Below are 13,675 nucleotides of genomic sequence, written 5' to 3' on the forward strand. Positions count from 1 at the left end.
TTTATTAGAGTGTCGACAAACTAAATTCGTAACAAAAGGTTATCATATGTCGGCATTTGATTTTAGTTTTCTATGTTCAAATGTATTTCTGAATCCTTGAAATAAAGGGGTTTGAAAATCTAAAAAGAATTGTGCTTATAGCCGCCTAATTTAAAAATAATAGACAAAGTAGAAAAAATCGACTTTGTCTACAGTCTGAAGCAATAATATTATTGCTAAGTGAGAAGTTTTAAGGATGTAAAAATTAATTGAGCTAAAAGCAGATAAACTAGAAACGAAAGATGCTTGTTGAGCTTCAGTGTATATTCTGACTATGAAAGTAACATAAATATGCCATGGAATAAACTAAATTTACCAAAAGAGTATATTCCATTAGATGATTTTGAGACAGAAGGAGAGTTTTTATTATATAAACTGGAGATGTTCTTGAACTCGAATTAGGTGAAAAATGGGTGAATTTTTTAGAAGGTAAACTAAGATACATCGGAAAGACTTCAATGTATTTTTAGAATGGTATTTCAAAATAGAGTAAAAGAGATGTTGGGAGATTAATCAGATACAACTTAATTGTCTTTTAGTTGTTAATTATAGTAACTTTACATCACTTAGGTCAAGATTTGAGGGGAGCATTTGTAGAGGCAAGTACTCGATATCATGGAGTAGGAAAATATGGGCAGGATATATTGCATAGCCAATTTGGAAGAAACAAGCCACACCTATTTATCCAATAAATAGACCTCAATTTAATGTTGATACTAGAGATATTTTAAAACACGATGTAAAAAATAGAATTTTGGAGGTAAATAAGATATGAAAGATATGAATGAATTACGAAATAAATATAAAGCTTTATATGATATTGATGGAGTTTCTAAAGAGGATTTAGATAAAATTGAAAATGAACTTCAAATAAAGCTACCTAGTGATTTCCGTGAAATATCTGGCTTTTACAGTGGAGGTATTGTTGGTGGGATAGATATCCATTCTTTTCTATTTTCTGAGCCAACTAATTTTATAAGCGAAACTATAAGAATCCGAGAAGCAGTTGGTTTGCCGAACAGATTTATTGTAATTGCTGAAGAAGCTGAAAGTATTATTGTTATGGATACTGAAAAAAAAACCATCAATTATGTGGCTTGATTCTGTAGAAGTAACTAAATTAGAAATGCAGGATTTTATTTCTAAACCAGATGTATGGGAGGACTTTTTGACTTTTTAATTACTTACTAGATGAGGAAGAGGAAGAACGGAAATATTAAAAAGTTAATAAATAAGAGTAATATTAAATTAAGAAAAAGTACTATTACTGATTTAAACGAGACATATGTAAAGTAAATGTATTAGATTTTACTTTACATATGTTTTTGTATTATTTGAAAACTTATATCTGGCTTTTTGGTAAAATAACAAAAAATACTTGTAACATACAAAAAGTAAAAAACAATTTTTTTATAATTGTATTAATAAAGGATAAGCCAACTCATTTTGTATGGATGGCAATACGATTCTACATGAGTATTCCACGCAGAATGTTGCAGATACTTTAGACAATCTAAATTCTTCACAAACCGATACTGCTATAGCAGATAATCTAGTTACATGGGTATTCAATGATAGCTTCGTCCCTTCTGCAAAGATTACGAGTGAAGGTCATTACAGTATTTTTACTGATTTCTCGGAACGCCTGTTGAAGCCTATGATGAAAAAGGGGATAGGGTTTGGTATGCTCAGCTTGATATTTATGGACGAGTGAAAGAGTTTACTGGTGAGAAAGACTTCATTCCATTCCGTTATCAAGGGCAGTATGAAGATGTGGAATAGGATTGTATTATAACCGATTCCGATACTATGACCCAGAGCAAGGGAATTATACTCAAATTGACCCGATTGGACTTGCGGGTGGAAATCCTACTTTGTATGGTTATGTCGGGAACCCAAATAATTCATTCGATATATTTGGTCTAGCCCCTAAATCTCCAATGCTTCCAGGTGTAGATTTATCAGAATTGAACTTAATTATGTATAAACCAACAAAAGTAACACCAATAAATGGATCGTATTATCAAGGTATAGAACGTGCTTGGGAATTAGAAAAAGAATTGGTTGAAAAAAACAGGGAGTGGATCTCATCCTTGGGATGAAGCTGAAATAGAAGAACTAAAAAGCCGTGAAAAGTGAGTGGTTATACAGGACATCATATTACTAATCATAAGAACGGGGCTTTAGGGAATGCTTGGAAGGGAGATCCAAGAAATATTAGATTTTTACCTAATGCTAAACATGTGGAGGATATAATGAACATTTATATGGTGAGAGAGGTCATAGAGGAAGTTATACTAATGCAACTACTGGTAGACTAATTGATCGCCAAGCAATGATAGATAGATATAACAGTGAAAGGAGCTGTAAAAAACGATGAAGTATCTAGCTCGTTCAATTTCTAAGCAAGAAAATGCCAATAAGATAAAATGTTTAGGAACATCTACAGAAAACTAAACGGGAGTTAGGAAAAATTTTCAAACTCCCAATTTTAAGCCAAGCACTTTTGAAATGGTACAGTGATTTACCAAAATCTAAAGATATAATGTTTTATTGGACTAACGATTTCTATATATTTGGTATAGAAAATCTAACAGTTGCGTTAGAAGGTTACAGGTTTATTAGAGATGATAAAGGTTGGATAGATATTTCAAAGACAATGAAATGGCGTGAAAATTGGATTATTATTTCCAGTTGGAGTGGAAATCCAGTGATTGCCGATATAAGTAAAGTAGAAACTCCAATTTATTACGATTATGTTGGAGAAGATTTTTCCCCAAAACTACTAGTGGATTCACTAGAAAAATTTGACTATTTTCTATCTGTTTGGCTTGATAAACACGATAATAAATACTATAAAAGAGGTGAATATCAATCTGATTTTTATGATTTAATGGAGAAAGAGTGGAAAGTTAAGTTAAGTGAGGAGGAAATTAGGGTTATATGCGAATTTCTTCCTATTGAAAAATCAAAAGATAATTTTGCTCCAATTGAGCAACGGATATAGAAAAAGCAAAAAAAAAATTTGTGTATATGGATAATCCAGGTGAAAATAAATCAAAAGTGATACTAGCATTAAAAAAAGAAACAGGACTATCACTTGATGAGATACGAAACGGTTTAAATAATAATGGATTTCTAATAGCTGCGGGATATGGAGAAAATTTAGTTTTAGCTGAGTACTTTATTTCTTTAGGTGCAAAAGTAAGGATTGAGCAGAAATAAATCAATATAGTGTATTCATTAGAAACTAAAATATAGAGGAATTTAATTTATAAAAAAGAGGCTTATAAAGCCCGAAATAGATAGGTCGAAAAATTCAGGAAAATTCCAGGCTAATCATAATCGTTTTTTTTGTTTTAAAGTAGTATTTACCTTTTTACCTAAAACATGAAAATTGTAAACAGTTATCTGAAGTTGAATGGGAAGAAATATGTTTATTATGACTTTAATATTGAAGTTTGGACTATTGAAAATATTGGTTGCGTTTAATGAATTAGAAGGTTAATAATCTAGGGAAGACGGAAGGTATAAGTTAATATAGACGGGTATAACTGTATATAGGGGTAAAGTTGTAATTTTAAATATAATAAGAGAAATACTTAGTATCAATTAGAATCCATATTATGATATTGGCAATATTCATAGTTAGATAAAAATAGTAAAAATATAAAAAAGAAGGCGCTTAAGCCTTCTTTTTTCATACCATCGCGTAATCGAACAATTTTCATTCGGTTGCATTTAAGAAATGTTTGGGAAAACAGTCTGTTAATAGAGACTGAGAAATGAACATGCAATCTTCAAGCTTGAGCGAGATTCATCTTGTTCTGAATTTATTCCATTTAGATATCAAGGGCAGTATGAAGATGTAGAAATTGGATTGTATTATAACCGATTCCGATACTACGACTCAGATGTGGGGATGTATACTCAGCCAGACCCAATTGGGCTTGCAGGGAATAAACCAAACGCTGTATGGGTATGTAGAGATCCGCTTATGGGATTGATCCATTTGGGTTGATAAATTAGAAAAAATTAGTTGACCGCAACTCGACCGACCAAAGGGTACTAAAACAAACATATGATGTATATCAAAGGGATGATATCGACTGGGAAAAGTAAGAACACTTGGTAGTGCAAAGGGGAAAGGAATGACAAATAGAGAATGCGGCGAATAAATATGGATTAGCCTCAACTTGCTGAAGGTAGCTTTGTAACTTTACATCACTTAGGTCAAGATTCGAGGGGAGCATTAGTAGCGGCAAGTACTCGATATCATGGAGTAGGAAAATATGGGCAGGATATATGCATAGCCAATTTGGAAGAAACAAGCCACATCCTATTTATCCAATAAATAGACCTCAATTTAATGTTGATACTAGAGAATATTTTAAAACACGATGTAAAAAATAGAATTTTGGAGGTAAATAAAATATGAAAGATATGAATGAATTACGAAATAAATATCAAGCTTTATATGATATTGATGGAGTTTCTAAAGAGGATTTAGATAAAATTGAAAATGAACTTCAAATAAAGCTACCTAGTGATTTCCGTGAAATATCCGGCTTTTACAGTGGAGGTATTGTTGGTGGGATAGATATCCATTCTTTTCTATTTTCTGAGCCAACTAATTTATAAGCGAAACTATAAGAATCCGAGAAGCAGTTGGTTTGCCGATCAGATTTATTGTAATTGCTGAAGAAGCTGAAAGTATTATTGTTATGGATACTGAGAAAAAACCATCAATTATGTGGCTTGATTCTGTAGAAGTAACTAAATTAGAAATGCAGGATTTTATTTCTAAACCAGATGTATGGGAGTACTTTTCTGACTTTTTTAATTACTTACTAGATGAGGAAGAGGAAGAACGGAAATATTAAAAAGTTTAATAAATAAGAGTAATATTAAATTAAGAAAAAGTACTATTACTGATTTAAAAAATTTTGAGACATATGTAAAGTAAATGTATAAGATTTTACTTTACATATGTTTTTGTATTATTTGAAAACTTATTTCTGGCTTTTTGGTAAAATAACAAAAAAATACTTGTAACATACAAAAAGTAAAAAACAATTTTTTTATAATTGTATTAATAAAGGATAAGGCAACTCATTTTGTATGGATGGCAATACGATTCTACATGAGTATTCCACGTAGAATGCTGCAGATACTTTAGAAAATCTGAATTCTTCACAAACTGATACCGTTATAGCAGATAATCTAGTTACATGGGTGTTCAATGATAGCTTCGTCCCTTCTGCAAAGATTACGAGTGAAGGTCATTACAGTATTTTAGTGATTATCTTGGAACGCCTGTTGAAGCCTATGATGAAAAAGGGAATAGGGTTTGGTATGCTCAGCTTGATATTTATGGACGAGTGAAAGAGTTTACTGGTGAGAAAGACTTTATTCCATTTAGATATCAAGGTCAGTATGATGATGTAGAAATTGGATTGTATTATAACCGATTCCGATACTATGACCCAGAGCAAGGGAATTATACTCAAATTGACCCGATTGGACTTGCGGGTGGGAATCCTACTCTTTATGGTTATGTGAATAATACAAATTTCAAAATAGACCCGTTTGGTCTAGATGAACTATATGCATTAATTGCAAAGCAGGATGGTTGGTACGATGTAATGGAATGGGGTAAGAAAAATCCGGTTGGTCAAATGTTTTTAAAGGAAGGAGAACTTTGGAAGATCGGAACTTCAAAAAATGCTTCATCAAGATATACCCAAAAATATCTTAATAGTAAGGGTGTTGAGATGAAAGTTCTGCATTCAAACGTATCAAATGGAACTGTAAAATATCATGAAAATATGAAAATCAGGGGTTATGAACAATGGAAAGGATTTTTACCTCCGGGTAATAAGTGTAGACACTAAATAAGTTATAGAAGGAGTGTGTTGTATGAATTTTTCAATAGTTTCAGATACTGCAGGTGCGAGAGTTGGTGAATTAGCTAGTGAATTAAGAAATGCATTGGAGTCTAATATAAATTCAAAGTATAAGGATGTCGATGTTTCGATTGGAATAGCCTTTAGATGCTTACCTGAATCATATGGAAGAAAGTCATTTATTAGATATACTAAAAAAGATAAATATCTTACAATCGATATTGCAGTTAAGGTAGAAGAATATGAAAAAATGTATAAAGTAGAGCAAAGGTATTATTTGGGGAATCTATTTTTAGAGTTTCTAAACACTGCGTTAGAAAAACATAACTTTGAAGGGCTTGAAAAAGAGATGTTCATAAGTGACATTAAAATGTGGGCAAGAGAGATTCCATTGAAAATGGATAATGGTTCAACAAAATTGTGTAATTGGTTTAATGAAGAGATTGATTGGTCAGTAGACCTTGATAAATAAAGATATTTTAGCTTAACATTATGGCAAGAACCTAAATAGAATTTTATTTGACCGAATAAAGAAATTAAAAACATATGTAAAGAAGACGTTGTAGTCTTCCTTTATATATGTTTTTTTTGTGTATTTATTTTACTATCTTTCATTTTTATTTTGTAAAAAATGTTGGTTTTTAAGTGTGAAAATTCAATAAGACTATACTTTTGTTAAAACCATCAAAGCCTGGGAGACATTTTCCTATAAAAAAACAGCGCATTAATGAAATCTAAAAACGAGCATGTAACCGTCAAACTAGAACGAGACCTGTCCGGCCAAGTCATCAAGGAGTGGCAAAATGACCAGTGGATTGCCAGTAGCTATGACGAGTTAGGCAATCGCTCCCAAATAACAAGCAGCCTCGGTGCCAAAATCGATGTCATGCGTAATGAGCTGGGCAATATCTTACAAATGACTGCCTCTCGATCCGAGCAAGGCCAGTGGACAGCCTCGATGCAATACAATGAACTCGGGCAAGAGATTGAGCGAATCCTGCCAGGGGATGTCATCAGTAAATGGCAATATGATATCACAGGTAGACCAACACACCATCGCGTAAGTAGTCAAAGCCGAAATACGCGAAGACGCGTGTATAATTGGGATGTGAATCACCAATTACGCAGCATGGTCAATGAGCTAACCGGTGTAAAAGTAACGTATGGATACGACGAATTCAGTAACCTCGTCTGGGCCAATCAAGATAGTAAATTTGATTTCTTATACCGTAGCGTTGATGATGTCGGCAATCTATATGAAGCAAAAGACAAATCAGATCGCGTTTACGGCCCTGGTAGTAGATTACTTGAAACGAAAGATGCCAAATTCTCTTATGATGAAGAAGGAAACCTCATAGAGAAAGTCGAAAAGAATGGAGATACGTGGAAGTACGAGTATTATGGCAATGGCATGATGTCGAAGGTCATTAAGCCAGATAATACGGAAGTTACTTTCAAGTATGATTCATTAGGTAGGCGAATAGAGAAAATTTCTGAGATTGATCCGATTGGACTTGCGGGTGGGAATCCTACATTATACGGTTATGTTAGTGATCTAAATGCAATGATAGATCCCTTTGGATTAATAGTAAGGCAACCAATCATTTTTCTTTCTACTGGTGGAGGAGTAATACATCCTAAAACTATAAGTCCAAATAATCCACATGGTATATTTACTATAGATGCAACTGGATCATATTTTGATGATAGAGCCGCACTTGCAAAAGAAGCTGGAATTAATGATCCAGGCAAAAATTATCGATCTCATCATATAGATTATGATCCTAAGACGAATACAATGAGAATGCAATTTGTACACGAAGAATACCATAAATACCCACATGTAGGCGGGGCTGATGACTTTAAAAAGGATACAGGTTTTAAATATGGTTCGCCAGAAGCGGTTGCGGAAGCAACTAAAAGAAGAAATAAATTAAAAGGAGGGTGTGTAACCTAAATGAACAACAATTTTAAAAGTAATTCTAATGAATTTTTTAATAATGATATTTTATTTGAGAATTCTTGGAAGAGTATATCGCTTTCCCAAATAAATGAAATTGTACCTGATGAGTTTCCAGGTAAAAAAGATTTTATAAAGTTTTACCTTACTACTAATGGTGGTGTGTTTTCTAAAGGGGCATATATTTATCCTGATAATTTTTATGAAGCTTCAAATAAGGATTATTATTCTATAGAAATTGGTAGTTTTTTTCATATTCCCTTAATCGAAGATGAGGAAGATTCTGATTATACAACATCTATTGAAAGAGCAAAAGATAGAAGGATAGATTATTCTGAGGAATTTGAAGACTTTGTTCTATTTCATATTCCTTTTGCTGATAATCATGCAGATAATGATTTTTGGATTGATATTCAAACAGGAGAAATTAAATACATGGATTATGAAGTAAGTTACGACCCTGAGAATGCTATTATTGTTGCACCTTCATTTCTTGATTTTTGCAAGCATATTCAGGCAAAACTTAAGTAAGATAATATAGTTTTCAGAAACATGTGTAAGAGGAAATAAGACTACGAGGGCATCTAGAGCGTTACATGATTATCTGGATTTTTAGGTTGTACAAACGATATTGTTGTTGTAAGGATGATGTACAATTTATCCTAATGTTTTGTTTCTTAAAGATTTCAAGATTCTTTCTGAAGTTGTGAGCTTTACTACAATTGAACTAGTAGTAAATATTTATGATGAATATTTCCAAACATAGGTAAGAAGACGCTATTAGCACTTCTTTACCTATGTTTTTGTGTATTAGAGAAGAATTAATGTGTCGTGTTTTTAGTGTTTAATCTATCTTTGGACGTTCAAAGTTATTAAAATTTTCATAACGGAACTTCTCCTTAGTGGATTGTTTGCTATTTACCTCGAATATATATAAATGTTACAAATGTTTTAACATCAATTAATTTTATGGTTTAGATATGCAAGAATCTCTTACAATGCTGCGAGGTGAAAACATCAGATTTAATTTAGAAAAAATAGAAGATGAAACTATTTTTAGAGATATTAGAATTAACAATTTTTATTTCTGTACACAAAATTTTAAAGTTTTTATTGAAAAAAACGGCATTAATGGATTGCGTTTTATGAAAGTAGGGAAAGGACATAGAATGTTAGATGAATAGCATATGTTAAAATTTTCCTTATAAAGGATTTTATGCAAAGTGAAGAATAAACCAGGTAAGTAAAAATACTGCTACATCAGCGTTTATGTTGCCTGTATAAAAAGGTGTATAAAAAATGTTCATAATAAAACCACGAAACATTGATGTAACAACATTCGTGGCTTTTCGGTGTATTTCCAAACTTACATTTGGGAACGAATGTATATGTTATAAATCCTTGTTGCACTAAAGCACCCTTCCAGCACTTTATTGGGAATATGAGTACTAATATTCCGTAATTCGCCAACCTGTTTCCTCATCCCAAATGGCATCCGTATCATCTAGATGCACATGCCAATCACCATTAGAAATACTTCTTCTAATATCTGTTAAACAGGTCAACCAATAAAACAGTACATGCAATGTATCTTCAAAATTATCTGAAAGTGGTAGCTTTGTTGAACCTGCAAAGATCACTGTTGGTTCATCCTGATCATAGTCATAAACGCAAAATGTTTCTCCAATATCCTTTCTTTCAAAACCTGCATTGTATTCATCAATGATAGCCGTTATCTGTTGCTCCTCACTATTGGTAAGGTTATGGTTTCTCATACAAGTGTAATAAACAGAAACTCCCATGCTACATTACTCCTTTATTAGTTTTAAACCTGCGCCGTAAAATGCACCCAAAGCGTGGAAAGCTTTCCTCGTAGAGGACTTGGGAACGTTATTTTGTCTAATTGGTAAAAGAATAACTAATATAGGAGAAATAATATACATTATATCCCCTATTACTGCTAAAAAAATCCAATTAATTTAGCGTATCAAACCTTCCCAAAGCGCAGTTGGGTCACAATTCTTTCCTTCACGTTGTAAATCCACACAAATCTGACGGGACTCCAACAAAACAAGCTAATCCTGTTTCATGGCCAAACGATCATATATCAATCATTTAGTATTTTTGTTGTCACTTTGCTCGAATTGTAAAGAAAAAAGATACAAATAAAGTACAGAAGGATAAAAAGGTACCTTAATTAGAATATCAATTTCTTGAATTGAAAGCTATCGAACGAAGGGACTTAAAGTAAAACAAGGAAAAGTTTACTTAAAAAATACAAATTATACAAGATTTATTGATATAACCATCTCGAATTAGGCAGTAATGAGAGGACAAGAATTTTAAAGGAAAGAGCATAAGGGAAATCTGCTATCGCCCCAAGTGATATTTAGATTTCCCTTATGCTCTTTCTAACATTTTTTGGGGATTTCCAGAAGTATTTTTAATTAAGGATCACCCGTAAATTTTTTTACGTGTTTGATTTTACAAGTCTTTTTCTGTTTCAAAGGGATAATAATTGAACCTTTAAAAAACACTAATGCTTCCAATTCTAAACGGAAGGCATTAGTGTTTTGTTTATTATTTACTCTTTAAAATATTAATCTCTTTCTTTAAATCTTCTAGTGTCTTGCCTGCTATAAAATCAGTTATTTGCCCATTAACTTCATTTGAAATAGAGAGAGTTGTTGTATCACTTATATTTATATCATCTGTAAAATCGTCTGGATTATAATCGATTAGATTACTATTTAATGTAGCAGCTTTATTAACTGTATTGGTATCAATACTAATTAAATAAGGTTCAATTGCTCTTAAGTAGATATTATTGTTGGTATCAAAACTTTTCTTTAAGAATACAATGTATTTTTTACCGTATTCTGGTTATATGAATGAAGGATCCTTATTTTCTAATTTATGAATGGTCACTTCTGACGGTTCCTTTATTAAAATACCTTCTGGAGAAATGATTTCATCACCAGATGTTTCTTCATAGTCAATTATTTCTGATTATCTATGATTAACTCTTATTTCTTTAGTTTGCAAATCTCCTGCTAATACTTCATCAACTGTAAAGTTATATAATTTTCCTTCGATATAATGATCCATAGCTTCTTTGTATAGATCAGATAATTGGTGTCTATATAAAAGAGGTGGGTAAATTGAAAATAAAAAAATTATTCTATGGTTTGATCGCATTAGCTTTATTCATGATTATGGGATGTAATATTCAAGGGGGAACTACAACAGTATCAATTGACAGTATAGATGCCGAAGAAGTTTTAACATTAGCTTCTGATGCTGATTTTTTTCAGTATGATGGAGTTATCTACAAAGCTAATATTGATTGGGTTGAAGAATTGTCTTTAACAAAAGATGTTCAAATCGGTGAAATAAAAACAAAAAATGATGCTAATACAGATTTTAGAGATGAGATGTCGAATAAACTTCCTGTTGGTACAAAGATTTTTTCCACCAAAGAACGAGGAGATATTTTAATTGTTGAATCTGAAAGAGAAATCAAAAAATATCTTGCAATTGTTGAAGGGTAAACAAAATTCCTTGTTCAACAAACGTGGTGCTTTAATTGAATAGATGAATGATGTATCCATCTCATACGAGGTGGTCTTTTTTATTTATACAGTGCCAAAACTTAACAGTATTGTCTTGTTAGGTATGCAAAGAAAGATGCTGAGGTTTTCATATTAGGTGAAATACCTAGAAATGCTATACTATTCATAAAAAGGGAAAGTGTATTTAAATTATGAAAATTGATTATGGAAGTGGAATTAACATAATAATAAATTCTTTAACAAAACTACTACAATAAGCAATTCAACAGTGAAAAGGAACAGAATTGAAGACGCCGTTCAAGAAATTGCTCAATTGGCTAATGAATTGTTTGATTGTTAAAAATATGCGAATTAAAGAGTTTTTAGCCATTTTATATTGATGGAAAAAATGTAGTTGGATATTCCGAAATGGAGGTAAGCAGTGGTAGAGAGTCACGCAAGGACTAATAATAGTCTATTATACTATAAATGTGATAATATTGAATTTTTAAAAGGTTATGGTCAATTATATACAGAATTTGATTATGGCGTTGCAACTAGGCAGATCAATATAATAAAAAACGATATGTACTGTTCTTCATCATTGCACGATTGGAACGAAGATATTGGATTTTTATTGTATGACGGACATATCGATAGTTTAGATGTAAGCGATAGTGTACCTATTACAAGATTAGATTTTGAGAACAAATGGCAGGAGGGAATTGTAGCTAACAAATCTCCAATAAACTACTTAAAGGGCGATGCATCTCTTCCTTTAGAAGAACATACACTCATTATTCATGTAGTCAATATTTTAGGAAAATGGGGAAAAGGCTTTGTTTTATCTTTATCAAAGCAATTCCCTATTGCTAAAAATGATTATGTAAAATGGTCGAAGGATAAAGAAACTTTTGGGTTAGGAGAGGTTCAGTTTGTATGTGTAGACCAGCAGAAAGCTACTTTTGTTGCCAATATGCTTGCACAGCATGGTGTGAGGAAAAATGATAAAGATCGTACAACCTATATTGATTATGATGTGCTTCGTTTATGTTTAAGAAAAGTTGCGAGGTTTGCCTTAAAAAATAGATTATCGATACAGATGCCTAAAATTGGTTCAGGTTTAGCTGGAGGAGATTGGAGAGAGATCGAAAAAATAATAAATGAGGAATTGATTTATTATAAAATTAAATGTACTGTTTTTGAATTGTGATAAATTAAATTAAAGTTAGGGGTGGCATCTATGGTAGATACAAAATTGAGGGAGCGGGTGTTTGACACTTTATACGGTGGGATTATCGGTGATCTAATGGGCGTACCTGTTGAGTTTAAACAAAGAGGGACTTTCCATGTGCAAGATGTGATGGGGTACGGTACTTACAATCAGCCACCTGGTACTTGGTCTGATGATACTTCTTTAACACTCTGCCTGGTCGAGAACATTATTGAAAATGGGAATACCAAAACATTAATGAATAAATTTGTACAATACATGGAGCAGGGCTATCTCACACCATTTGGCGAAATGTTTGATATTGGAATTACTACAGCTGAAGCCGTTTCGAACTATAAAAAAGGTGTTCCGCCAGCAAAATGTGGTAAAACGGGCGAGTTTGATAATGGCAATGGTACGTTAATGAGAATTGCTCCTTTAGTATTCGTGGTAATGCATGAGTTAGATTTATTAAAAGAAAAGAATTAGTTCATCAGTATACAGAGATTACTCATGGTCATCCGCGTTCCATAGTAGGGTCCATCATTTACATTGAACTATTATTAAGCTTATACCGAAATAATTCACTAGAAGTGGCCTTAAAAGAGGTCTTTGAACTACTCCAAAATAATTTACAAAATGAAATGAAAGCAGAGTTAAATGCTTATGCAAGGATTTTTCATGAAAACTTTTTAAATACGCCTGAAGACGAGATTCAATCGAGTGGCTATATTGTTCATTCGTTAGAAGCGGCTATTGGTGTGTAGGTAATTCTACAACATTTAAAGAAGCGATTCTGACGGCAGTTAATTTAGGAGAAGATACGGACACCGTTGCAGCAATTACAGGATCGATCGCGGGAATGTATAACAGTTGGACAATATTCCAGAAGAATGGTTAGGTAAAATTGTCAGTAACAAAAGGTTGATGCCTTAATCCTGGCGTTCTATAAATTTTGTGCAGCGCAGACGTAAAAAAGTTTATTGGAAAGGACGGTGACGACATG

Annotated in this window: 15 protein-coding genes and 2 pseudogenes; 16 read left to right on the plus strand and 1 reads right to left on the minus strand. The window is 32.4% G+C overall.

Features of this window, described 5'->3' with window-relative positions; all coding sequences use genetic code 11:
* Positions 1-810: 810 nt before the first annotated feature.
* The 13 genes and pseudogenes from HXV90_RS01090 to HXV90_RS23470 all read left to right on the plus strand — a co-directional run bounded on the left by HXV90_RS01090 (position 811) and on the right by HXV90_RS23470 (position 9,089).
* Positions 811-1,140, plus strand: coding sequence for an SMI1/KNR4 family protein (locus tag HXV90_RS01090; RefSeq protein ID WP_269898170.1), 330 nt, complete (start codon positions 811-813; stop codon positions 1,138-1,140).
* Positions 1,141-1,710: 570 nt separating this feature from the next.
* A pseudogene (locus tag HXV90_RS23460) lies at positions 1,711-1,821 on the plus strand (hypothetical protein); the annotation flags it as partial.
* Positions 1,822-1,823: 2 nt separating this feature from the next.
* A complete protein-coding gene (locus tag HXV90_RS01095; protein WP_269898171.1) occupies positions 1,824-2,141 on the plus strand; it encodes an RHS repeat domain-containing protein in 318 nt (105 codons plus the stop codon).
* A 404-nt stretch (positions 2,142-2,545) separates the two neighbouring features.
* Positions 2,546-3,046: a hypothetical protein gene (locus HXV90_RS01100; protein ID WP_269898172.1), complete on the plus strand. Its 501-nt coding sequence runs from the start codon at positions 2,546-2,548 to the stop codon at positions 3,044-3,046.
* A gap of 26 nt (positions 3,047-3,072) precedes the next feature.
* Positions 3,073-3,264: a hypothetical protein gene (locus tag HXV90_RS01105; protein ID WP_269898173.1), complete on the plus strand. Its 192-nt coding sequence runs from the start codon at positions 3,073-3,075 to the stop codon at positions 3,262-3,264.
* 655 nt (positions 3,265-3,919) lie between these two features.
* Complete coding sequence (locus tag HXV90_RS23465; RefSeq protein ID WP_442916328.1) at positions 3,920-4,060, plus strand: RHS repeat-associated core domain-containing protein; 141 nt, start codon at positions 3,920-3,922, stop codon at positions 4,058-4,060.
* Positions 4,061-4,473: 413 nt separating this feature from the next.
* Positions 4,474-4,680, plus strand: a complete 207-nt coding sequence (locus HXV90_RS01110) for an SMI1/KNR4 family protein (RefSeq protein ID WP_269898174.1) — start codon at positions 4,474-4,476, stop codon at positions 4,678-4,680.
* A 32-nt stretch (positions 4,681-4,712) separates the two neighbouring features.
* On the plus strand, positions 4,713-4,922 hold the full coding sequence (locus HXV90_RS01115) for a hypothetical protein (protein WP_269898175.1): 210 nt from the start codon (positions 4,713-4,715) through the stop codon (positions 4,920-4,922).
* 498 nt (positions 4,923-5,420) lie between these two features.
* Positions 5,421-5,933 (plus strand): RHS repeat-associated core domain-containing protein, encoded by a 513-nt coding sequence (locus HXV90_RS01120; RefSeq protein ID WP_269898176.1) that lies wholly within the window; start codon positions 5,421-5,423, stop codon positions 5,931-5,933.
* A gap of 25 nt (positions 5,934-5,958) precedes the next feature.
* The gene (locus HXV90_RS01125) at positions 5,959-6,417 is read left to right on the plus strand and encodes an Imm44 family immunity protein (RefSeq protein WP_269898177.1); all 459 of its coding nucleotides are present in this window, start codon (positions 5,959-5,961) and stop codon (positions 6,415-6,417) included.
* Between the two features lie 414 nt (positions 6,418-6,831).
* On the plus strand, positions 6,832-7,902 hold the full coding sequence (locus HXV90_RS01130; RefSeq protein WP_269898178.1) for an RHS repeat domain-containing protein: 1,071 nt from the start codon (positions 6,832-6,834) through the stop codon (positions 7,900-7,902).
* A complete protein-coding gene (locus tag HXV90_RS01135) occupies positions 7,903-8,436 on the plus strand; it encodes an SMI1/KNR4 family protein (protein ID WP_269898179.1) in 534 nt (177 codons plus the stop codon).
* A 467-nt stretch (positions 8,437-8,903) separates the two neighbouring features.
* Entirely contained in the window at positions 8,904-9,089 is a 186-nt protein-coding gene (locus HXV90_RS23470) for an imm11 family protein (protein ID WP_347722647.1), read from the plus strand.
* A gap of 264 nt (positions 9,090-9,353) precedes the next feature.
* On the opposite strand, the gene HXV90_RS01140 is transcribed toward HXV90_RS23470, so the two are convergent.
* Positions 9,354-9,707, minus strand: a complete 354-nt coding sequence (locus tag HXV90_RS01140) for a hypothetical protein (RefSeq protein WP_004233069.1) — start codon at positions 9,705-9,707, stop codon at positions 9,354-9,356.
* Positions 9,708-11,057: 1,350 nt separating this feature from the next.
* On the opposite strand from HXV90_RS01140, the gene HXV90_RS01145 reads away from it, so the two are divergent.
* The 3 genes and pseudogenes from HXV90_RS01145 (at position 11,058) to HXV90_RS01155 (ending at position 13,643) form a co-directional block, all read left to right on the plus strand.
* Positions 11,058-11,456 (plus strand): hypothetical protein, encoded by a 399-nt coding sequence (locus tag HXV90_RS01145; protein ID WP_269898180.1) that lies wholly within the window; start codon positions 11,058-11,060, stop codon positions 11,454-11,456.
* A gap of 442 nt (positions 11,457-11,898) precedes the next feature.
* On the plus strand, positions 11,899-12,669 hold the full coding sequence (locus tag HXV90_RS01150) for a macro domain-containing protein (protein ID WP_269898181.1): 771 nt from the start codon (positions 11,899-11,901) through the stop codon (positions 12,667-12,669).
* Between the two features lie 30 nt (positions 12,670-12,699).
* Positions 12,700-13,643 (plus strand): annotated as a pseudogene (locus HXV90_RS01155) (ADP-ribosylglycohydrolase family protein).
* The last annotated feature ends 32 nt before the right edge of the window (positions 13,644-13,675 follow it).

It is taken from the genome of Lysinibacillus sp. JK80 (assembly GCF_027557635.1).
Lineage (GTDB): Bacteria > Bacillota > Bacilli > Bacillales_A > Planococcaceae > Lysinibacillus > Lysinibacillus capsici.

Bases quoted from the DNA above. Each gene is read 5' to 3' on its own strand.
- HXV90_RS01105 (WP_269898173.1), top strand. From the start codon at position 3,073: ATGGATAATCCAGGTGAAAATAAATCAAAAGTGATACTAGCATTAAAA.
- HXV90_RS01130 (WP_269898178.1), top strand. From the start codon at position 6,832: ATGCGTAATGAGCTGGGCAATATCTTACAAATGACTGCCTCTCGATCC.
- HXV90_RS23470 (WP_347722647.1), top strand. From the start codon at position 8,904: ATGCTGCGAGGTGAAAACATCAGATTTAATTTAGAAAAAATAGAAGAT.
- HXV90_RS01140 (WP_004233069.1), bottom strand. From the start codon at position 9,707: ATGGGAGTTTCTGTTTATTACACTTGTATGAGAAACCATAACCTTACC.
- HXV90_RS01110 (WP_269898174.1), top strand. From the start codon at position 4,474: ATGAAAGATATGAATGAATTACGAAATAAATATCAAGCTTTATATGAT.
- HXV90_RS01125 (WP_269898177.1), top strand. From the start codon at position 5,959: ATGAATTTTTCAATAGTTTCAGATACTGCAGGTGCGAGAGTTGGTGAA.
- HXV90_RS01135 (WP_269898179.1), top strand. From the start codon at position 7,903: ATGAACAACAATTTTAAAAGTAATTCTAATGAATTTTTTAATAATGAT.
- HXV90_RS01090 (WP_269898170.1), top strand. From the start codon at position 811: ATGAAAGATATGAATGAATTACGAAATAAATATAAAGCTTTATATGAT.